The sequence below is a fragment of the Streptomyces sp. NPDC045695 genome, assembly GCF_056432025.1.
Window position 1 is genome coordinate 49,614 of the sequence record NZ_JBWKJU010000012.1, and the last position, 18,280, is coordinate 67,893.

Sequence of the window (18,280 nt, forward strand, 5' to 3'; positions counted from 1 at the left end):
CGATGTCCATCCGAGTGATGCTGGTCGACGACCAGGTGCTGCTGCGCACCGGCTTCCGGATGGTGCTCGCCGCCCAGCCGGACATGGAGGTCGTCGCCGAGGCGGGCGACGGCCTGGAGGCGCTGGAGGTGCTGCGGGCCACGAAGGTGGACGTGGTGCTGATGGACGTCCGCATGCCGAAGCTCGACGGGGTCGAGGCCACGCGGCGGATCTGCGCGCCGGACGAGCACCCGAAGGTGATCATCCTGACCACCTTCGACCTGGACGAGTACGCCTTCTCGGGCCTGAAGGCGGGCGCGAGCGGGTTCATGCTGAAGGACGTGCCGCCGGCCGAACTGCTCGCGGCCATCCGCTCGGTGCACAGCGGGGACGCGGTCGTCGCCCCGTCCACGACGCGGCGCCTGCTGGACCGTTTCGCCCCGATGCTGCCGAGCACCACGCAGGAACCGCAGAACAAGGAGATCGAGCGGCTGACGGAGCGCGAGCGCGAGGTCATGCTGCTGGTCGCCCAGGGCCTGTCGAACGGTGAGATCGCGGCCCGGCTGGTGCTGTCGGAGGCGACGGTGAAGACCCACGTGGGCCGCATCCTGACGAAGCTGGGGCTGCGCGACCGGGTCCAGGTGGTGGTCCTGGCGTACGAGACGGGCCTGGTGCGCGCGGGCGGCGGGGCCGGATAGCGCGCCACGCGGTCCCCTGCCCCGCCCCCCTACGTCATCCAGCGGTCGGGCCGGGCCGAGGCCCGGGACGTACGGGCGCGGGCGGCCTGGGCCGCCAGCAGGGCAGTGGCTTCGGCCGCCTGGCGCAGGCGGGCCGTGACCGTGCCGTTCGCGCCGGTGTCCACGTGGACGTCGGCCACGCCGCGGGCGCGGGCCCAGGGGCCCTGGGTGAGCCGCACGCTCTGCACCTTGGCGTGCGGGACGATCTCCGTACGGCGGCACAGGCGGCCGCGGCGCGCCGTGAACACCTCCGGGGACACCGCCAGGGCGTAGCCCTTCCACCACACCGGGACCACCCAGCGCGCCCCGTTCCCCGGGGAGCCGGAGAAGACCAGCGCCGCCAGGTCCACCCCGGGCAGGACCCGGGCGATCACGGCGTGCGCGGCGGCCCGGGAGGCCACCGGGACCAGGACCTCGTTCTGGGAGCCCGCCACGGCCAGCTCCACGCGGACCAGGCCGCGCCGCCGCCACAGCAGCGGCTCCACGATCCGTACGCTCTGCACGCGCCCCGGCGGCACGGTCTCGTGGGCGCGGTCCAGCAGGCCGTGGTCCAGGCGCAGCCCGTCCGGGGATTCGGCGACCCGCCAGTCGTACTCCGCGAGGAAGCGGCCCGCGGTGCCCGCCCAGACCGCGCCGAGGATCGGGAGCAGGGTGATGACGGCGGCCCACGGGCTGGAGCTGAACCACCACACGGCCACCGGCGCGACCAGCCCGCCCGCCAGCGCCGCCGGCACGCCGAGGCTGAGCAGCAGCGATACGGCGAGCTCGCGCGGGCTCACCCGCAGCAGTTCGCGGTCCGGGGCCTCGCCCAGGCGCACGGCCTCCTCGGGGGCGAAGCCCGCCGCCCGGGCGAGGAGCTCTGCGCGCAGGGCCACGGCCTCCTTCTCCCCGAGGAAGGCCAGCTGGTCCTTGTCCTCGGTGCCGATGACGTCGAGGCGCAGCGAGGCGACGCCGGCCAGCCGGGCCAGCAGCGGCCGGGTGACGTCCACGGCCTGGAGCCGGTCGAGGCGGATGTGCGCGGTGCGCCGGAAGAGCAGTCCGCTGCGGATGCGCAGTTCGGTGTCGGTGACGGCGTAGTGGGTGCACCACCAGCTCAGGAAGCCGTACGCGCCGAAGACCAGGACCAGGCCCGCGAGCACCGCGAACCGCAGGAGGGTCGACAGGTCCGCCACCCACGCGGTGGCCCGGTCGCCCTGCTGCGCGATGACGCCGACGGTCGCGGCGATCGGCACCCAGGCGCGCCGCAGCGGGGTGAGGGGATGCAGCCGGCGGCCTGCGGCGGGCGCGGTGGCCGGCTCGGGGGCGGGGCCGGTGGCGGGCACGGGGGCGGGGCCGGCGGTGGGCACGGGGGCGAGGCCGTCGCCCGCCGGGCCGGTGCTCACAGGCCCGCCGACCTTGCCTCGCCGAGGGCGGTGAGCCGGTCCCGCAACCGCTCGGCCTCGGCCGGCACCAGCCCGGGGATCTTGGCGTCGGTGGCCGCGGCGGCCGTGTGCAGCTGTACGGAGGCCAGGCCGTAGCGCCGCTCCAGCGGGCCGGAGGTCACCTCGACCAGCTGCATCCGCCCGTACGGGACGACGGTCTCCTCCCGCCACAGCACGCCCCGGCTGATCAGCAGGTCGTCCACGCGCTCCGCGTACCGCCAGGACCGCCAGTTCCGCCCGAGCAGCACCCAGCCCCAGGCCGCGGCCGCCGCCCAGAGCAGCGCGAGGGCCGCCCACACCGGGCCCGCGACCAGGGCGAGCAGGACACCGGTCGCCACCGCGAGGAGGACCGTCCAGAGCGCCAGCAGCATCCGCCGCAGGGCGAGCAGCCCGCCCGGCAGCCCCACCCACTCGGGCCCGCCCGTCTCACCCGTCGTCCCCGTATCCATGTCTCCACCTTAGGACTGAGACAATGCCCGCATGACGGAGACCACGGTCGGCATCGGCGGGGCGGCGGAGAGCACCGACATGGTGCTCAACATCGGCCCCCAGCACCCTTCCACGCACGGCGTGCTGCGCCTGCGCCTCGTCCTGGACGGCGAGCGGATCGTCAGCGCCGAGCCGGTGGTCGGCTACATGCACCGCGGCGCCGAGAAGCTCTTCGAGGCCCGTGACTACCGGCAGATCGTGATGCTGGCGAACCGCCACGACTGGCTGTCCGCCTTCTCGAACGAGCTCGGCGTGGTCATGGCGGTCGAGCGGATGCTCGGCATGGAGGTCCCCGAGCGGGCCGTGTGGATGCGGACCCTGCTGGCCGAGCTGAACCGGGTGCTGAACCACCTGATGTTCCTCGGCTCGTACCCCCTGGAGCTGGGCGGCATCACCCCGATCTTCCACGCGTTCCGCGAACGCGAGGAGCTCCAGGCGGTCATGGAGGAGATCTCCGGCGGCCGCATGCACTACATGTTCAACCGCGTCGGCGGCCTCAAGGAGGACCTCCCGGCGGGCTGGCTCGGCCGGGCCCGCGCCGCGATCGCCGACGTCCGCACCCGGATGGACGTCTACGACAAGCTGGTCCACGGGAACGAGATCTTCCGCGCCCGCACCCGCGGGGTCGGCGTCCTGTCCGCCGAGGCGGTGCACGCGTACGGGGTCTCCGGCCCGATCGCCCGCGCCTCCGGCGTGGACTTCGACCTGCGCCGCGACGAGCCGTACCTGGCCTACGGCGAGCTCCAGGACGTCCTCAAGGTGGTCACCCGCCCCGAGGGCGACTGCCTGGCCCGCTTCGAGGTCCTGCTCGACCAGACCCACAACGCGCTCGACCTGGCTGTGGCCTGCCTGGACCGGATGGCCGAGCTCCCGCCGGGCCCGGTCAACCAGCGCCTGCCCAAGGTCCTGAAGGCGCCGGAGGGGCACACGTACGCCTGGACCGAGAACCCGCTCGGCGTCAACGGCTACTACCTCGTCTCCAAGGGCGAGAAGACGCCGTACCGCCTGAAGCTGCGCAGCGCCTCCTTCAACAACATCCAGGCGCTGGCGGTGCTGCTGCCGGGACAGCTCGTCGCGGACATGGTGGCGATCCTCGGCTCGCTGTTCTTCGTCGTGGGCGACATCGACAAGTAACCGCATACGCTGGCCGGATGATCTCTGGGATATTCACCGACTACCTGCGCCGACTCGGGATCGCCGACCACGGATCCCCGTCCGCCGAAGGCCTGTTCGCGCTCCACCGCGCCCATCTGGAGCGCGTTCCCTTCGAGAACACGGACATTCAGCTGGGCCGTCCGCCGGGCATCGAGCCCGAGCTGTCCGTACGCCGTCTCACGGCCGGGCGGGGCGGGTACTGCTTCCACCTCAACGGCGCCTTCGCGGCCCTGCTGGAGCACCTCGGGTACGACGTGACACGGCACGTGGGGGGCGTGTACGGGGAACCGGACGCCCGGGGCGTGAGCGGTGACCACCTCACCCTGACCGTACGGATCGACGCGCGGGCCTGGTTCGTGGACGTCGGCCTGGGCGACGGCCCCCACGAGCCGCTGCCCCTGCGCGAGGGAAGGTACGAGCAGGGCTTCGGGTACGGCCTGGAGCCGCTGGCGGGCGCGGTCGGCGCCGAGGCGGGCTGGACCTTCCGCAACGACGCGAGCCCGTTCCCGGTGATGAACTTCCGCTCGGCGCCCGCGTCCATGGCGGACTTCGCCGCCGAGCACCTGCGGCTGTCCACGGCCCCGGACTCCCCCTTCCAGCAGTCCTTCTTCATGCTGCGGCGCGACGCCGGGGGCGTGCACCGGCTGCACGGCAAGGTGCTGCTCCACCTCGGCACGGACGGCGGGCGCGACAAGCGGGAACTGGCCTCGCAGGAGGAGTTCTTCGAGGTCGTCGCCGGTGTCTTCGGGCGGGAGCTCGACGACCTGACCCCCGCCGACCGGGCGTCCCTGTGGGACCGGGTGGAGCGCGCGCACGAGGCGTGGCTCGCCACCCAGCAGGGCTGAGGCCGGTGCGGCGGGGCTGGTGTCGGTGCGGCAGGGCAGACTTGGCGGCATGTCCCACTCCCCCCGCCGGGCCTGCCCCTCCTGCGGCCGTGACTGCGCCGTCACGGCCGGCCGCATCGCCCGCCACGACCCGCCCGCCGGGCGTGGCCGCGGCGACCTGGTGTCCTGCCCCGGCTCCCGGGCCCGGGTGACACTCGGCGCGAGCGCCCCGACCCTGGACGGCTTCGTACTCCCCGAAATCCCCGGCCAGCTCCCGCTGTTCTGAGCCGGCCGGGTACGGGCCTCACGCGGGGGCGCCCAGCAGCCCGATCAGGCGCGAGCTGCTGTCCGCGCCGAAGCCGGCGTCGACCCCCCGCCGGTAGAGCTCGGCGTGCGCGGCCAGGATCGCGGTGTCCACACCGGAGTCTGCGGCGGTGTGCAGGACGTGCTCGACGCTCGCCGCGCACATGGCGAGGCGCTCGTACGCGCCGCCGTGCTCGTCGGCGTCGATGAGGGGGGCGCCCTGCGTGTAGAAGCCGCGCATGCTGTCGGCCGTGGGGACGGCGTACGGGAGGATGTCGGCCGCCGTCAGGCCGTTGGCGCGGGCGACGGCGAGCGCCTGGTACCAGCCGGTGTAGGCGGTCCAGAAGAGGATCATGTTGAGCTGGTAGTAGAGCTGTGCGTGGCCGGGGTCGGCGCCGCGGTAGTCGCTGGCGGCGAGCACGTCGATCGCGGCGCGGTGCTCGTCGTAGATCTCGCGCGGGCCGCTGACGAAGACGGAGGACCCCTCCTGGCCGACGCCGGTCGGCGGCACATTGACCCCGCCGGTGAGGTACGAGGCCCCGCGCTCCCCGGCCCACCGCGCTGCCCTGCGGGCGGCGTCGGGGACGTCGGAGGACAGGTTGACCAGCACGCGGCCGGCGAGGTCGGTGTCGCCGAGGGTGGCGTACATGGCGCCCACGTCGATGAGGCTGAGCACGGTCAGGGGGCTCGCGGCGACGGCCTCGGCGACGGTCGCGGCTCGCCGCGCCCCGCGGGCGACGAGCTCGGCGTCCTTGCCGGCGCTGCGGTTCCACACGGTGACCTCGCATCCGGCGTCGAGGTAGGCGGCCGCCATGGCGCGGCCCATGGGGCCGAGTCCGACGACGGTGACGGTGGTGCCGGGCAGGTTCGGTGCGTGGTTGGGTGCGTGGTTCATGGCGGTGCTCTCCCCCGGAGACTGGACTAGAACGAACGCTCTATCTAGCGCTCGGGGCGACCATAGCAGAACTAGAACGAACGCTCTATCCAGAGTCGCGGGTATGATCGCGCCCATGGCAGCAGCAGCTTCGGCGAAGACAGGACCGGGAACGCGCGACCGGCTGATCCGCACCGCCTCGCGCCTCATGCAGCACGGCGGTTACGAGAGCACCCCGGTCAAGCAGCTCGTCCGCGAGGCGGAGGCCACCCTGGGCTCGCTGTACCACTTCTTCCCGGGCGGCAAGCAGGAGCTCGCGGTCGCCGCCCTCCACTTCGGGGACGAGGAGTTCGCCGAAGTGCTCCGCGCCGGCCTGGCCTCGCGCCCCGACCCGGCAGCGGCCGTGGAGGCGGTGGCGGAACTGCTCGCGCAGGCCCTGGCGGCCTCGGACTGGCGCGACGGCTGCCCGGTGACGGCGACCGCCCTCGAAACGGTGGGACGCCTCCCGGACCTCCAGGCGGCCTGCGCCCGGGCCTTCGCCAACTGGCAGCACCTCGTGGCCGCCAAGCTCCTGGCCTCGGGCTTCCCGGAGCCGGAGGCCCGCGATCTGGCGGTGACCGTCATCAGCACCCTGGAGGGCGCCGAGATGACCGCCCAGGTGACCCAGAGCCGGACCCCGCTCCTGCTCGCGGGCCGGCACCTGGCCCGGCTGCTGGCCTCGTACGCCGCCCGACCGGGCAGCGCGAGCTAGGAGACAGGCCTAGGAGATCGCGGTGCGCAGCCGGGCCACGTCGATCGGCTCGGTCTCGTCGTGGGCCGTCAGGTCGATGACCTGGCCCACCGTGTGGGTCTCGGCCGTCACCGCCTCGGCCGTGTCCTCGGCGGGCGCCGGTTCGGCGGGCGGCCGGGCGGACTCCGCCTCGTGGACGGCGAGGGCCTCCGCGCCGACCACGTCGGCCAGGTCCTCGTTCTGGACCGCCTCGATCACCGCGCGGGCCTGCTCCGCGTTCTTGGTGCCGAAGAAGTCGAAGCCGCCCTCGACGCGGGAGGCCGTACGGCGCTGCGCCGCGTACGGGGCCACGGCCGAGGGCGCACGGCGGGCGGGGACCGCGGGAGCTCCCGGAACCGCCGGAGCGGCTGCGGCGGACGGGGCCGACGGGCCGCCGGGACGCGGAGGCAGCCCCTGCGTCCCCGCCCTACGGGCCAACGCGTCCAGGGCCGCATGGGCGCGGGCGTAGCCGACCGAGGTGGGCGCGCCCGCGGAGTTGCGCTCCTGTGAGACGGCGGGGAGTTCCTTCGGCGGGAGGGCCGGGGCGGCGGCGGCCTCGATGGCCAGCAGCCGGCGGCCCTCCAGGGCGCTGGCGCGCTCGGTCTCGGCGGTCGCGTACCGCCGCAGCAGCGCGGCGTGCTCGCCGCGCAGCCCCGCCAGTTCGACGCGCTTGGCGCGCAGCTTGGTGTCGAGCCGCGCGCGCAGCATCCGGGCCTCTTCGAGGTCGGATTCGAGCTCGGCTATGCGCTCGTCCGTCTTCCACTCGTCCTTGATCCGCTCGCGCGCGAGCTCCGCGACGCGGCGGCCCGCCGAGCGGTCCCAGGCGCGCATGACGACGGCGCCGGCGACCCCGGCGGCGGCGGTGACGGCCACGAGCAGCCTCAACGCCATCGGTTCCGCGAGGAGCCAGGCCGCTCCGGCGCTGGTGACGGACACGCCTGCGACGGTCGTCGGCGTGAGCAGCCGGTGCAGGGGTTCGGGATTGCGGTGGCGTCCACGGGGCATGGCCCGAAATTTACAGGGCCGCGAGGTCAAGTGCAGTACCCGCCCGGCAATCTCTTTGCCGCTCTTCCCGGGCGGGTACTCCACATTTCTCCGTCAGCCCTGTGACGGCTACTTCTTCAGGAGGCCCTTGGACTCCAGATAGGCCTTCGCCACGTCCGCCGGCTTGGCGCGCTCCGCGTCGACCTTCCGGTTCAGATCGACCAGGTCGGCCGTCGTGAGTGCCTTGGTCAGCTTGTCGAGCGCGGCCGCGACCTCCGGGGCGCCCGCGTCCTTGGCGTTGACCACCGGCAGGACGTTGTCGGCGTTCTGGAGCTTCTTGTCGTCCGCCAGGAGGACCAGGCCGTAGCTGTCGAGCGTCGCGTCCGTGGTGGTGGTCAGCACGAGCTGGTTGGCGCCGTCCTTGACCGCCTGCTTGGCCTGCGGGGTGCCGACGCCCTTCGGGTCAATACCGGAAACCTGAATTCCGTATGTCTTCGTCAAGCCGGGTGCGCAGAACGGACGGACGGAGCATTCGTCGCCCGCCGCGATCTTCACCTTCAGTCCGGACTTCCCAAGATCGGAAAGCGTCTTCAGGTTGTTCTTCTCGGCGAATTCCCTGGACACCGCGAATGCGTTCTGGTCGACCGCCGCCCCCGCGGGCAGCGCCTTGAGGCCGAGCGGGCCCGCGAGCTTGTCCAGGGCCGCCACCGTCGCGGCGACGTCGCTCGACGCGACCGGCTTCTCCTCGGGCGCCTTCGACCCGTTCACCTTGGCGTTGAGGAACTCCGCCAGCGTGGCCGCGTACTCCGGGACGACGTCGATCTCGCCCTTCTCCAGCGACGGTTCGTACAGCTCGCGGTTGTTGACCGTCTTGACCGACGTGCTGTAGCCCGCGTCCTTGAGGACCTGCGCGTACAGCTCCGCCAGCACGTTCGACTCGGTGAAGCCGGCCGCGCCGATCACCAGGCTGCTGCCCTTGGCGCCCCCCGAGCCCGAGGAGGACTCGGGGGCGGCCGAGCCACCGTCCTTGCTCTTCTCCAGGCTGTCGCCGCCGCACGCGGCCAGCGACACCGTCAGGGCGAGGGCGCCCAGGGACGCGCCGAGGACGCGCGTGGTCTTGGTCATGGAGATACTCCGTTCGAGGCGAGGGACAGGGATCAGCGGGACGTCGCGGACCTCGGCAGCAGCCGGTCCGCCGCCACCAGCGCGCCCTCCACGAGCAGGGCCAGCGCCGCCACCAGCAGGGCGCCCGCGACGACCTGCGGGGTGTTGTACGTGTTGAAGCCGGCGGTGATGATCCGGCCGAGGCCGCCCTGGCCGACCATCGCGGCGATGGTGGCCGTGGCGACGACCTGCACGGCGCCCGAGCGCAGCCCGGTCATCACCAGGGCCCGCGCGAGCGGGAGTTCCACGCGCAGGAAGAGCTGACCGCCGGACATGCCCATGCCCCGGGCGGCCTCCACCACCGAGCGGTCCACCTCGCGCATGCCGACGTACGCGTTCGTCAGCAGTGGCGGTATCGCGAACAGCACCAGCGCGGCGATGGTCGGCAGATAGCCCGCGTTGCGCAGCGGGGAGACCATGAACAGCGCCAGCACCGCGAAGACGGGCACGGCCCGCCCGGCGTTGGAGACGTTGACGGCGAGGGCCCCGCCCTTGCCGAGGTGGCCCAGGAACAGGCCGACGGGCAGCGCCACCGCGCAGGCGATCGCCAGCGCGACCCCGCTGACGTAGACGTGCTCGCCGAGCCGGTGCCAGACACCGCTCTCCCCCGACCAGTTGGCGCCGTTCGCCAGCCAGTCCCAGGTCTCTGCCAGTACGCCCGCGCCCATGGCGTCAGGCCCCCTTCCCCGGAGCGGCCGACCGGGCACCGGCCCGGGTCCACGGCGTGAGCAGCCGCCCCACGCCGAGCAGCAGCAGGTCGGCGACGAGCGCGAGCAGCACGCACAGCACGGAGGCGGTGAGCACCTGCGCCTTGAAGGAACTGTTCACGGCGGGGGCTATGAGGTTGCCCAGCCCGCCCTTGCCGACGATGGAGCCGACCGTGGTCAGCGCAACCGTCGAGACCGTGGCGATCCGCACGCCGGCCAGCAGCGCGGGCAGCGCCAGCGGCAGTTCGACCTGCCACAGCAGCCGGCCCGGGCCGTACCCCATGCCGCGCGCGGCCTCCCGCACCTCTTCGGGGACGGCTTCCAGCCCGGCCAGCACGTTGCGGACCAGGATGGTCAGCGAATACAGCACCAGCCCGGTCACCACCAGCGCGGCGGACAGTCCGAAGAACGGCAGCAGCAGGGAGAACATGGCCAGCGAGGGGATCGTGTAGAGCAGGGTGGTGAAGGCCAGCACGGGCGCGGCCCAGCGGCGGCCGCGGCGGGCCAGCAGGGCGAGCGGGAGAGCCACCGCCAGGCCGATCAGCACCGACACGCCCGTGATCCAGACGTGTTCGAGGGTGGCGTCGGTGAGCTCCTGCGAGCGGGAGGAGACGTAATCCCAGCAGATCCAGTCGTTCGCCACCAGACAGCTCTGTGCGGCCATGCTCCTCACCCCCCGTCACCGAACACATGTGGGATCGACCTTAACCCCCGGCACTGTCAGTGGCCGGAATCCTTCACATGGGAAACACGCTCTTCACCTTCGGGCCGGGCCGGTAGGGAAGGATGGCGGTGTGATCCGATTCGAGCACGTGACCAAGCGGTACCCCGACGGGACGACAGCCGTCGAGGACCTGTCCTTCGAGGTGGCGGAGGGCGAGCTGGTCACGCTCGTGGGACCGTCCGGCTGCGGCAAGACGACCACGATGAAGATGGTCAACCGGCTCATCGACCCGACCTCCGGCCGGATCCTGCTGGGCGGCGAGGACATCGCGGCCGCCGACCCGGTCGAGCTGCGCCGCCGGATCGGCTACGTCATCCAGCAGGTCGGGCTGTTCCCCCACAAGACGGTGCTGGAGAACACGGCGACCGTGCCGCAGCTGATCGGCACCCCGAAGGCCAGGGCCCGCGCGCGGGCGGCCGAGCTGCTCGAACTGGTGGGACTGGATCCGGCCGTGTACGGGAGCCGGTACCCCGAGCAGCTGTCGGGCGGGCAGCGCCAGCGCGTCGGCGTGGCCCGCGCGCTCGCCGCCGATCCGCCGGTGCTGCTGATGGACGAGCCGTTCGGCGCGGTGGACCCGGTGGTGCGCGAGCGGCTGCAGAACGAGTTCCTGACGCTGCAGAAGACGGTGCGCAAAACGATCCTGCTGGTCACCCACGACCTGGAGGAGGCGATCCGGCTCGGCGACCGCATGGCGGTCTACGGGACGGGCACCATCGAGCAGTTCGCGCGCCCGGCGGCGGTGCTCGGGGCGCCGGCCACCGCGTACGTGGCCTCCTTCGTCGGCTCCGACCGCGGGCTCAAGCGGCTCGCGGTCACCTCGGTCGAGGCGGCCGACCTGTCGCAGGCGCAGGGCCCGGCCCCCGCGGTGTCCGTGGCGTTGGGGGCGACGCTGCGCGAGGCCCTCGCGGCGCTGCTCCAGGAGGACTCGGGCCGGATCGGGGTCACCGATCCGGACTCCGGCGCGCTGGTCGGCGTACTGACCCCGGAGGGCGTCCACCGGGCGCTGCGCCGGGCCCAGCTCCAGGAGGCGTAGGCCCCGGAAACGGCTGTGACCGGCCCCGGAGGGGCCGGTCACCGGGTGCTCGCGCTGCCGGGCAGACCTGGAGCCCCGGGCCTGGAAGCCTCAAGCCTGGATGCGGCCGCTCATCCACATCAGCATGGGCGGGATCTCGCGCCGCCACGTGTTGAAGTTGTGGCCGCCGCTGTCGAGGATGATCGAGGAGACCCGGTCCGGGCCCTTCACCTTCTTGATGAACTTCCGGGTGTCCCCCAGGTTCGGCTCGCCCTTCTCGCTGCTCGTGACGAGGAAGGACGTACCGCTCGGCTTCTTGTTCTCGATGCTGTGCAGGACGTTCGCACGCTTCTTGAGCTGCTCGTCCCCGTGGAACAGGTCACCGGTCGTCGGGTCGTCCGCGGCGTCGTAGTACGCGGACAGGCCGGCGGCCGCGCCGAAGGTCTCCGGGTAGTGCGCGGCGATCTTCAGGGCGCAGTACCCGCCCGTCGAGTTGCCGATGAAGCCCATGTTCTCCGGCTTCTTGCCGACCCGGAAGGTGCTCTGGATGGCCTGCGGCAGGTCCTGGCCGAAGAACGTCTCGGTCTGGGGGCCATCGGGTATATCGACGCACTCGGTGTCACGCGGCGGCGCGACGGTCGGGCGCAGCATGACCAGGATCATCGGCTTCATCTTGCCCGCCTTGGACAGGCTGAAGGCCTTCATGGGGTAGTCGAGCCCTTTGATCAGGTTCTCGGCGGTGCCCGGATAGCCCGTCAGCACGATGGACGCGGGGAAGTTCTGGTCCTTGTGCTGCGGCTGGAAGTATTCGGGCGGGAGCCACACGTAGCCGGGACTCGTTATCTTCGACTTCTGCCCCGTTATGGCAACCTTCAGGATCTGACCGCCGACCTGCGGCTTGGCACCACCGGGCACGTCAAGCTGCTGCTTGTCGACGACCTTGATGTCCTTGCTGTTCATCGAGTGGTCGACGACCTTGCCGATGGACGTCTCCTGGCCGAACAGGTCGGCCCAGGAGCCGTAGAAGAGGAACGACTTGTTAGCCGCGAGCCCCACAGCCGAGAACAGCGCCAGCTGGGTCGCCAGCAGCAGCCCGATCCGGCCGGCGAATGCGCGCCAGGTGCGGCCCGAGAGCTTCGGCCAGAGCCAGACCGTGGCTGCGAACAGCAGCACACCGGCGAGGATGGCCAGCGCCAGAACCGTAGTACTCGTGAGACCCATGAGCAGTCAGTCGACTTTCTGATGGCAGGACAGTTTTTTTACGACGAAAGAGTGAACCCGCTCCTCGTCGCTGTCGTCCTAAGGGACGCACCACACACCGGGGGCTGTCGCAGCCTTCGGCCACATGATCTCTCGCGGAGCAACGGGAAGCGATGTCTAGCAGGATAGATGGCGATAAGTCGGGACAGGTTCCGAGCAGGGTCCGCCGAATCTTCCGAGGCCCACAGCCGGAGTCGGTGCCCGGACTGGTAGGTACGGCCGTCATGATCGTCGGGCTTCTGGACATCGCGGCGGGCGTGTTCCCGCGCTTCCGGTACAGCCGGATCCACGCGGTCGCCGAAGTGCTGCCGGTGTTCGGCCCCTTCGCGGCGGCCCTCGCCATCAGCGCGGGCGTGCTGCTCCTGTTGCTCGCGCACGGCCTCAAGCGGCGCAAGCGCCGGGCCTGGCGTGCGACGGTCGTGCTGCTGCCCGCCGGCGCGGTGGCGCAGTTCGCGTACCGGCACTCGATCGTGGGCGTGGTCATCGCGGCGGTGCTCTTCGCGCTGCTGCTGCGCCATCAGGGTGAATTCAAGGCGCTGCCGGACCCCCGCAGCCGGTGGAAGGCCCTCACCAACTTCGTGCTGATGAGCGCCGGATCCATCGGCCTGGGCCTGGTCATCGTCAACTCCCACCCGAGCCGGGTCGTCGGCAACCCCGGACCGTACGAGCAGATCACCCACGTCATCTACGGCCTCTTCGGCTTCGAAGGCCCCGTGGACTACGCCGGAAAGGTGTCCTGGACCGTCGGGTACTCCCTCGGCGCCCTCGGCATGCTGACCGCACTCACCACCATCTACCTGGCCTTGCGCCCCGAGCACCCGGCCGCGCGGCTGACCGCCGACGACGAGGCCAAGCTGCGCGAGCTGCTCGCCCGGCACGGCGGCCGCGACTCGCTCGGCCACTTCGCGCTCCGCCGCGACAAGGCCGTCGTCTTCTCCCCCAGCGGCAAGGCCGCCGTCACCTACCGCGTCGTCTCCGGCGTGATGCTCGCCTCGGGCGACCCCATCGGTGACGTGGAGGCCTGGCCGGGCGCGATCGAGCGGTTCATGGAGGAGGCCAAGGCCCACTCCTGGACCCCGGCCGTCATGGGCTGCAGCGAGACCGGTGGCGAGGTCTGGACCCGCGAGACCGGCCTGGACGCCCTGGAACTGGGTGACGAGGCGATTGTCGATGTCAAAGACTTCTCCCTCTCGGGCCGCGCCATGCGCAATGTCCGCCAAATGGTGAAGCGCATCGAGCGCAACGGCTACACCACCAAAGTCCGCCGGGTCAGCGAGCTGACCGAGGAGGAGCTGGAGCAGGTCCGCGGCGCCGCCGAGGCCTGGCGCGGCACCGACACCGAGCGCGGCTTCTCGATGGCGCTGGGCCGGGTCGGCGACCCGGGCGACGGCGACTGCTTCATCGCCACCGCGCACCGGGTGGAGGAGGGCGACACGAGCCCCTTCGGCGACCTGAAGGCCGTCCTGCACTTCGTCCCGTGGGGCACGGACGGCATGTCCCTGGAGCTGATGCGCCGTGACCGCGCGGCCGACCCCGGCATGAACGAGCTGCTGATCGTGGCCTCCCTGGAGGCCGCCCCCGCTCTGAAGATCGAGAAGGTCTCCCTCAACTTCGCGATGTTCCGCTCGGCCCTCGCCCGCGGCGAGAAGATCGGCGCCGGCCCGGTGCTCCGGATGTGGCGGAACCTGCTCGTCTTCCTCTCCCGCTGGTTCCAGATCGAGTCGCTCTACAAGTTCAACGCCAAGTTCCGCCCCCGCTGGGAGCCGCGCTTCGTGGTCTTCCGCACCACCCGCGACCTGCCCCGCATCGGCTTCGCCGCGATGCAGGCCGAGGGCTTCGTGACGCTCGCCCTGCCGCGCCTGTTCGCGAGCCGCCGCCGGCCCAAGCCGGTCCGCGCCTGCGCCCACCACCACGTGGCGGCCGTGCCCCAGCAGGCCGAACGCGAGGTCCAGGCCGCGTAGGCACCCGTACGAGCCCCAGGGCCCCGGCCGCCTAGGTCGCCTCTTTCGGATCTTGTCGGTTGAGCCCGCGTCGTCCGGTGCCGTGCATCGCAAGGCGGAGGGGCGCCCGTGTACTGGACGTACTCGGGCGCCCCGACCACGCGGCGAGGTGCGGTGCCGGGCGGCGCGGGCCCCGGCAAGATCCGGAAGAGACGGCCTAAAGGCGCCGGGGCCCTGCCGTATCCAGGTCAGCCCTACCCTTGACCCATGAACACGAAGCGCGGAGCCACCGGCAGGGGCCGGGTCGCAGGTCTGCCGGAGTGGGACCGCTGCGGGGTCATGGGCGTCGTCAACGTCACCCCCGACTCCTTCTCCGACGGCGGACGCTGGTTCGACACCACCGCGGCCGTCAAGCGCGGACTCGAACTCGTCGCCCAGGGCGCCGACCTCGTCGACGTCGGCGGCGAGTCCACCCGCCCCGGCGCCACCCGGGTCGACGAGGAGGAGGAGCTGCGCCGGGTCGTCCCCGTCGTGCGCGGCCTCGCCTCCGAGGGCGTCACCGTCTCGGTGGACACCATGCGCGCGGCCGTCGCCGCTCAGGCCGTCGCCGCCGGCGCGGCCCTGGTCAACGACGTCAGCGGCGGACTCGCAGACCCGGGGATGATCCCGGCCGTCGCCGCGGCCGAGGTGCCCTTCGTGGTGATGCACTGGCGCGGCTTCAGCGCCGACATGAACAGCCTCGCCGTCTACGAGGACGTGCTCGCCGAGGTCACCACCGAGCTCCGGGCCCGGATCGACGCGGTCGTGGCCGGAGGCATCGCCCCCGAGCGGCTCATCGTCGACCCCGGCCTCGGCTTCGCCAAGAACGCCGAGCACGACCTGGCGCTGGTCGCCCACCTGCCCGAGCTGCGCGCCCTCGGCTTCCCGCTGCTGGTCGCCGCGTCGAGGAAGCGTTTCCTCGGCCGGGTCCTGGCGGGCGGGGCCGACGCCGCCCCGCCGCCCGCCCGCGAGCGGGACGCCGCCACGGCCGCCGTGTCCGCCATCGCCGCCCACCAGGGCGCCTGGGCCGTACGGGTGCACGAGGTACGGGCGACCGCGGACGCGGTTCGGGTGGCCCGCGCCGTGGAAGGGGCACTCTGATCCCCGTAAACCGAGAAGGAGCCACGTGAGCAGAACCGACATCGAAGCCGTCGAAGAGGTGAACACGGCCTTCTACGAGGCCATGGAGCGGGGGGACTTCGACACGCTGTCGGCGCTCTGGCTGGAGGACGAGATCTCCTGTGTGCACCCCGGCTGGCCGGTGCTCTCCGGCCGCGGCGAGGTGCTCCGCTCGTACGCGCTGATCATGGCGCACACCGACTACATCCAGTTCTTCCTCACCGACACCAAGGTCGCCCTCATAGGTGACACCGCCCTGGTGACCTGTACGGAGAACATCCTCAGCGGCGGTCCCGCCGAGGACGGCGGGGAGCTCGGCCCGCTCGTCGGCCAGCTCGTCGTCGCCACGAATGTGTTCCGACGCACATCCGAGGGCTGGCGGCTCTGGTCCCACCACGGTTCTCCCGTCCTGACCGAATCCGACGAAGAGGACGAAGAGGACACGGCCTGACCCCCGCGGGCAGGGCCCCGGATATTTCGCAGGTAAATTCGAAGACGGACGACGCCGACCGCACTCGGCGTAGGCCCATGGTTTCGGGGAGTCCCGGACCGGAAGCACCTACGAAACAGGAGTGATTCGCGTGGATCGTGTCGCGCTGCGCGGCCTCAAGGCTCGCGGGCACCACGGCGTCTTCCCCCGGGAGCGCGAGGAAGGCCAGACCTTCATCGTCGACCTGGTGCTGCACCTCGACACCCGACCCGCGGCGGCCGGGGACGACCTGGCGAAGACCGTCCACTACGGGGTCGTCGCCGAGGAGGTCGTCGACGTGGTCCAGGGAGAGCCCGTCGACCTGATCGAGACCCTCGCCGAGCGGATCGCCCAGCGGTGCCTCAAGCACGAAGCGGTGGCGCAGGTGGAGGTCGTCGTCCACAAGCCGGACGCCCCCATCACCGTCCCCTTCGACGACGTGACCATCACGATCACCCGGAGCCGCGCATGAACAACGGACTGAACGCTCAGAGCGACCCCACCGTCCAGCCCGTCCCCGCCTCCGTCGTCGAGGCGGTCGACGCGGCGGACGTGACGCTGTCGAACCCGAAATGGGCCGTCATCGCGCTCGGCGCGAACCTCGGCAACCGGCTGGAGACCCTCCAGGGCGCCATCGACGCCCTCGGAGACACCCCGGGCCTGCGGGTCAAGGCCGTCTCCCCCGTCTACGAGACCGCGCCGTGGGGCGTCGAGCCCGGCTCGCAGCCCTCGTACCTCAACGCGGTCATCGCGCTGAAGACCACCCTGCCCCCGTCCTCGCTCCTGGAGCGCGGCCACGCCATCGAGGAAGCCTTCGACCGCGTCCGCGAGGAGCGCTGGGGGCCGCGCACGATCGACGTCGACATCGTCGCCTACGCCGACCGGGTCTCCGACGACCCCGTCCTCACCCTCCCGCACCCCCGCGCCCACCAGCGCGCGTTCGTGCTGGCCCCCTGGCACGACATCGACCCGGAGGCCCAGATCCCGGGCCACGGCCCGGTCGCCGCACTCCTGGCCGAAATCGGCCTGAGCGGCGTGACGCCGCGCCCCGACCTGGAACTCCACCTCCCGGACTAATCGTTACCCTGTGGACTGCTGACGGATGGCGCGGGAAGCGGGGAACGGGCAAGTGAAGCAACTGAGGCCGGCGGTCCTGGCGGGCATCTTCGTGGTCGCCGGGGTCCTGTCCTGGGCGGGCGCCCGCCTGTGGAACGCGTACGGCACGCTGCCGGGCGTCCCCCTGGCCGCGCCGATCGTCCTCGGGGTGATCGCGGTCGTCCTGCTGGCCACGGCCCTCTCGCTGCGCGCCCGCCTCAAGGCCCAGCGCGAGCGGCGCCCCGGCGCCAAGGGCGTGGAGCCGCTGATGGCGGCCCGCGCAGTGGTCTTCGGGCAGGCCAGCGCCCTGGTGGCGGCGCTGGTGGCGGGCATGTACGGCGGCGTGGGCGTGTTCCTGCTGACCGAATCCCTTGAGGTGCCCGCCCGCCGTGACCAGGCCTGGTACGCCGGCTTCTCGGTCCTGGCGGGCGTCGCGGTCATCGCCGCCGCCCTCTTCCTGGAGCACGTACTGAAGCTCCCGGAGGACGACGACACCCCGGAGGCGGCGGCCCGGGCCTAGGCCCGGGCCGGACCCACCCGGGCACGGCACCAGGGGGTGGGCCCTAGCGGGCCATGATCAGGCTCATGGCCTCGTTGCGGGTCGCCGGGTCGCGGAGCTGGCCGCGGACCGCCGAGGTGATGGTCTTCGCGCCCGGCTTGCGGACCCCGCGCATGGTCATGCACATGTGCTCGCACTCGATGACCACGATGGCGCCGCGCGGATCCAGGATCTCCATCAGGGAGTCCGCTATCTGGGTCGTCAGGCGCTCCTGTACCTGGGGCCGGCGGGCGTACACGTCCACCAGCCGGGCCAGCTTGGACAGCCCGGTGATCTTGCCGTCCGTGGACGGTATGTACCCCACGTGGGCCACGCCGTGGAACGGCACGAGGTGATGTTCGCAGGAGCTCATGACCTCGATGTCCTTGACCAGGACCATCTCGTCGTGACCGATGTCGAAGGTCGTCGTGAGGACCTCCTCGGGCCTCTGGTACAGGCCCGCGAATATCTCCTTGTACGCCCGCGCCACACGCGCCGGGGTCTCCAGGAGGCCCTCGCGCTCCGGGTCCTCGCCGACCGCGATCAGGAGCTCTCGGACGGCCGCCTCGGCGCGCTTCTCGTCGAACTCGCCGATCGTGCCCTCGCCACCGGTCAGGGTCACTGGGTCGGTCATCTCATCCTCGTTCCTGTGTGCACCGCGCTCACGGCCGGTGAAAA

Annotated in this window: 21 protein-coding genes; 12 read left to right on the forward strand and 9 right to left on the reverse strand. The window is 72.1% G+C overall.

Annotated elements, in window-relative coordinates; all coding sequences use genetic code 11:
• Nucleotides 1-2: 2 nt before the first annotated feature.
• Nucleotides 3-677: a response regulator transcription factor gene (locus AC07DU_RS21250; protein ID WP_360894910.1), complete on the forward strand. Its 675-nt coding sequence runs from the start codon at nucleotides 3-5 to the stop codon at nucleotides 675-677.
• Nucleotides 678-706: 29 nt separating this feature from the next.
• On the opposite strand, the gene AC07DU_RS21255 is transcribed toward AC07DU_RS21250, so the two are convergent.
• Both AC07DU_RS21255 and AC07DU_RS21260 read right to left on the reverse strand, forming a co-directional pair.
• Nucleotides 707-2,098: a PH domain-containing protein gene (locus AC07DU_RS21255; protein ID WP_479112900.1), complete on the reverse strand. Its 1,392-nt coding sequence runs from the start codon at nucleotides 2,096-2,098 to the stop codon at nucleotides 707-709.
• Nucleotides 2,095-2,586, reverse strand: a complete 492-nt coding sequence (locus tag AC07DU_RS21260; protein WP_479112902.1) for a PH domain-containing protein — start codon at nucleotides 2,584-2,586, stop codon at nucleotides 2,095-2,097. The genes AC07DU_RS21255 and AC07DU_RS21260 overlap by 4 nt, the downstream gene beginning before the upstream one ends.
• Before the next feature lie 31 nt (nucleotides 2,587-2,617).
• On the opposite strand from AC07DU_RS21260, the gene AC07DU_RS21265 reads away from it, so the two are divergent.
• From AC07DU_RS21265 to AC07DU_RS21275, 3 genes are read left to right on the forward strand one after another with little or no spacing between them, the layout of a single operon-like run.
• Entirely contained in the window at nucleotides 2,618-3,760 is a 1,143-nt protein-coding gene (locus tag AC07DU_RS21265; protein WP_392058289.1) for an NADH-quinone oxidoreductase subunit D, read from the forward strand.
• 17 nt (nucleotides 3,761-3,777) lie between these two features.
• Entirely contained in the window at nucleotides 3,778-4,626 is an 849-nt protein-coding gene (locus tag AC07DU_RS21270; RefSeq protein ID WP_479112905.1) for an arylamine N-acetyltransferase family protein, read from the forward strand.
• Nucleotides 4,627-4,675: 49 nt separating this feature from the next.
• Nucleotides 4,676-4,891, forward strand: a complete 216-nt coding sequence (locus AC07DU_RS21275) for a hypothetical protein (protein ID WP_360894922.1) — start codon at nucleotides 4,676-4,678, stop codon at nucleotides 4,889-4,891.
• Between the two features lie 18 nt (nucleotides 4,892-4,909).
• Here AC07DU_RS21275 and AC07DU_RS21280 read toward each other — a convergent pair whose 3' ends face one another.
• On the reverse strand, nucleotides 4,910-5,803 hold the full coding sequence (locus AC07DU_RS21280) for an NAD(P)-dependent oxidoreductase (protein WP_479112907.1): 894 nt from the start codon (nucleotides 5,801-5,803) through the stop codon (nucleotides 4,910-4,912).
• A 115-nt stretch (nucleotides 5,804-5,918) separates the two neighbouring features.
• Between AC07DU_RS21280 and AC07DU_RS21285 the strand changes: the two genes are divergently transcribed.
• Complete coding sequence (locus AC07DU_RS21285) at nucleotides 5,919-6,533, forward strand: TetR/AcrR family transcriptional regulator (RefSeq protein ID WP_360894928.1); 615 nt, start codon at nucleotides 5,919-5,921, stop codon at nucleotides 6,531-6,533.
• A gap of 9 nt (nucleotides 6,534-6,542) precedes the next feature.
• Here AC07DU_RS21285 and AC07DU_RS21290 read toward each other — a convergent pair whose 3' ends face one another.
• The 4 genes from AC07DU_RS21290 to AC07DU_RS21305 all read right to left on the reverse strand — a co-directional run bounded on the left by AC07DU_RS21290 (nucleotide 6,543) and on the right by AC07DU_RS21305 (nucleotide 10,070).
• Nucleotides 6,543-7,556, reverse strand: a complete 1,014-nt coding sequence (locus AC07DU_RS21290; protein ID WP_479112909.1) for a hypothetical protein — start codon at nucleotides 7,554-7,556, stop codon at nucleotides 6,543-6,545.
• Nucleotides 7,557-7,664: 108 nt separating this feature from the next.
• Complete coding sequence (locus AC07DU_RS21295; protein ID WP_479112911.1) at nucleotides 7,665-8,660, reverse strand: ABC transporter substrate-binding protein; 996 nt, start codon at nucleotides 8,658-8,660, stop codon at nucleotides 7,665-7,667.
• Between the two features lie 32 nt (nucleotides 8,661-8,692).
• Nucleotides 8,693-9,367 (reverse strand): ABC transporter permease, encoded by a 675-nt coding sequence (locus AC07DU_RS21300; protein ID WP_360894937.1) that lies wholly within the window; start codon nucleotides 9,365-9,367, stop codon nucleotides 8,693-8,695.
• A gap of 4 nt (nucleotides 9,368-9,371) precedes the next feature.
• A complete protein-coding gene (locus tag AC07DU_RS21305) occupies nucleotides 9,372-10,070 on the reverse strand; it encodes an ABC transporter permease (RefSeq protein ID WP_479036001.1) in 699 nt (232 codons plus the stop codon).
• 130 nt (nucleotides 10,071-10,200) lie between these two features.
• Between AC07DU_RS21305 and AC07DU_RS21310 the strand changes: the two genes are divergently transcribed.
• Nucleotides 10,201-11,163 carry an ABC transporter ATP-binding protein gene (locus AC07DU_RS21310; protein WP_479036004.1) on the forward strand — a complete coding sequence of 321 codons (963 nt, stop codon included), beginning with the start codon at nucleotides 10,201-10,203 and terminating at the stop codon, nucleotides 11,161-11,163.
• Nucleotides 11,164-11,253: 90 nt separating this feature from the next.
• Here AC07DU_RS21310 and AC07DU_RS21315 read toward each other — a convergent pair whose 3' ends face one another.
• On the reverse strand, nucleotides 11,254-12,363 hold the full coding sequence (locus AC07DU_RS21315; protein ID WP_479036007.1) for an alpha/beta hydrolase: 1,110 nt from the start codon (nucleotides 12,361-12,363) through the stop codon (nucleotides 11,254-11,256).
• A gap of 152 nt (nucleotides 12,364-12,515) precedes the next feature.
• Here AC07DU_RS21315 and AC07DU_RS21320 point away from each other — a divergent pair, with 152 nt between their 5' ends.
• The 6 genes from AC07DU_RS21320 to AC07DU_RS21345 all read left to right on the forward strand — a co-directional run bounded on the left by AC07DU_RS21320 (nucleotide 12,516) and on the right by AC07DU_RS21345 (nucleotide 17,584).
• On the forward strand, nucleotides 12,516-14,363 hold the full coding sequence (locus AC07DU_RS21320) for a phosphatidylglycerol lysyltransferase domain-containing protein (RefSeq protein WP_479036011.1): 1,848 nt from the start codon (nucleotides 12,516-12,518) through the stop codon (nucleotides 14,361-14,363).
• Between the two features lie 246 nt (nucleotides 14,364-14,609).
• Nucleotides 14,610-15,482 carry a dihydropteroate synthase gene (gene folP, locus AC07DU_RS21325; protein WP_360894950.1) on the forward strand — a complete coding sequence of 291 codons (873 nt, stop codon included), beginning with the start codon at nucleotides 14,610-14,612 and terminating at the stop codon, nucleotides 15,480-15,482.
• A gap of 25 nt (nucleotides 15,483-15,507) precedes the next feature.
• Nucleotides 15,508-15,951, forward strand: coding sequence for a nuclear transport factor 2 family protein (locus AC07DU_RS21330; RefSeq protein ID WP_360894953.1), 444 nt, complete (start codon nucleotides 15,508-15,510; stop codon nucleotides 15,949-15,951).
• A gap of 130 nt (nucleotides 15,952-16,081) precedes the next feature.
• Complete coding sequence (gene folB, locus AC07DU_RS21335; protein WP_360894955.1) at nucleotides 16,082-16,441, forward strand: dihydroneopterin aldolase; 360 nt, start codon at nucleotides 16,082-16,084, stop codon at nucleotides 16,439-16,441.
• Nucleotides 16,438-17,046: a 2-amino-4-hydroxy-6-hydroxymethyldihydropteridine diphosphokinase gene (gene folK, locus AC07DU_RS21340; protein WP_360894958.1), complete on the forward strand. Its 609-nt coding sequence runs from the start codon at nucleotides 16,438-16,440 to the stop codon at nucleotides 17,044-17,046. Before folB ends, folK begins: the two co-directional genes overlap by 4 nt.
• A 52-nt stretch (nucleotides 17,047-17,098) precedes the next feature.
• Entirely contained in the window at nucleotides 17,099-17,584 is a 486-nt protein-coding gene (locus tag AC07DU_RS21345) for a DUF3180 domain-containing protein (RefSeq protein ID WP_360894962.1), read from the forward strand.
• A 43-nt stretch (nucleotides 17,585-17,627) separates the two neighbouring features.
• On the opposite strand, the gene folE is transcribed toward AC07DU_RS21345, so the two are convergent.
• Nucleotides 17,628-18,236, reverse strand: a complete 609-nt coding sequence (gene folE, locus AC07DU_RS21350) for a GTP cyclohydrolase I FolE (protein ID WP_360894965.1) — start codon at nucleotides 18,234-18,236, stop codon at nucleotides 17,628-17,630.
• Nucleotides 18,237-18,280 lie beyond the last annotated feature (44 nt).

Excerpts from the sequence above, each read along its gene's own strand:
- AC07DU_RS21305 (WP_479036001.1), bottom strand. The coding sequence starts at position 10,070 with ATGGCCGCACAGAGCTGTCTGGTGGCGAACGACTGGATCTGCTGGGAT.
- AC07DU_RS21285 (WP_360894928.1), top strand. The coding sequence starts at position 5,919 with ATGGCAGCAGCAGCTTCGGCGAAGACAGGACCGGGAACGCGCGACCGG.
- AC07DU_RS21260 (WP_479112902.1), bottom strand. The coding sequence starts at position 2,586 with ATGGATACGGGGACGACGGGTGAGACGGGCGGGCCCGAGTGGGTGGGG.
- AC07DU_RS21290 (WP_479112909.1), bottom strand. The coding sequence starts at position 7,556 with ATGCCCCGTGGACGCCACCGCAATCCCGAACCCCTGCACCGGCTGCTC.
- folK (WP_360894958.1), top strand. The coding sequence starts at position 16,438 with ATGAACAACGGACTGAACGCTCAGAGCGACCCCACCGTCCAGCCCGTC.
- AC07DU_RS21265 (WP_392058289.1), top strand. The coding sequence starts at position 2,618 with ATGACGGAGACCACGGTCGGCATCGGCGGGGCGGCGGAGAGCACCGAC.
- AC07DU_RS21250 (WP_360894910.1), top strand. The coding sequence starts at position 3 with ATGTCCATCCGAGTGATGCTGGTCGACGACCAGGTGCTGCTGCGCACC.
- folP (WP_360894950.1), top strand. The coding sequence starts at position 14,610 with ATGAACACGAAGCGCGGAGCCACCGGCAGGGGCCGGGTCGCAGGTCTG.
- folE (WP_360894965.1), bottom strand. The coding sequence starts at position 18,236 with ATGACCGACCCAGTGACCCTGACCGGTGGCGAGGGCACGATCGGCGAG.
- AC07DU_RS21320 (WP_479036011.1), top strand. The coding sequence starts at position 12,516 with ATGTCTAGCAGGATAGATGGCGATAAGTCGGGACAGGTTCCGAGCAGG.
- AC07DU_RS21295 (WP_479112911.1), bottom strand. The coding sequence starts at position 8,660 with ATGACCAAGACCACGCGCGTCCTCGGCGCGTCCCTGGGCGCCCTCGCC.
- AC07DU_RS21270 (WP_479112905.1), top strand. The coding sequence starts at position 3,778 with ATGATCTCTGGGATATTCACCGACTACCTGCGCCGACTCGGGATCGCC.
- AC07DU_RS21315 (WP_479036007.1), bottom strand. The coding sequence starts at position 12,363 with ATGGGTCTCACGAGTACTACGGTTCTGGCGCTGGCCATCCTCGCCGGT.
- AC07DU_RS21300 (WP_360894937.1), bottom strand. The coding sequence starts at position 9,367 with ATGGGCGCGGGCGTACTGGCAGAGACCTGGGACTGGCTGGCGAACGGC.
- AC07DU_RS21275 (WP_360894922.1), top strand. The coding sequence starts at position 4,676 with ATGTCCCACTCCCCCCGCCGGGCCTGCCCCTCCTGCGGCCGTGACTGC.
- AC07DU_RS21280 (WP_479112907.1), bottom strand. The coding sequence starts at position 5,803 with ATGAACCACGCACCCAACCACGCACCGAACCTGCCCGGCACCACCGTC.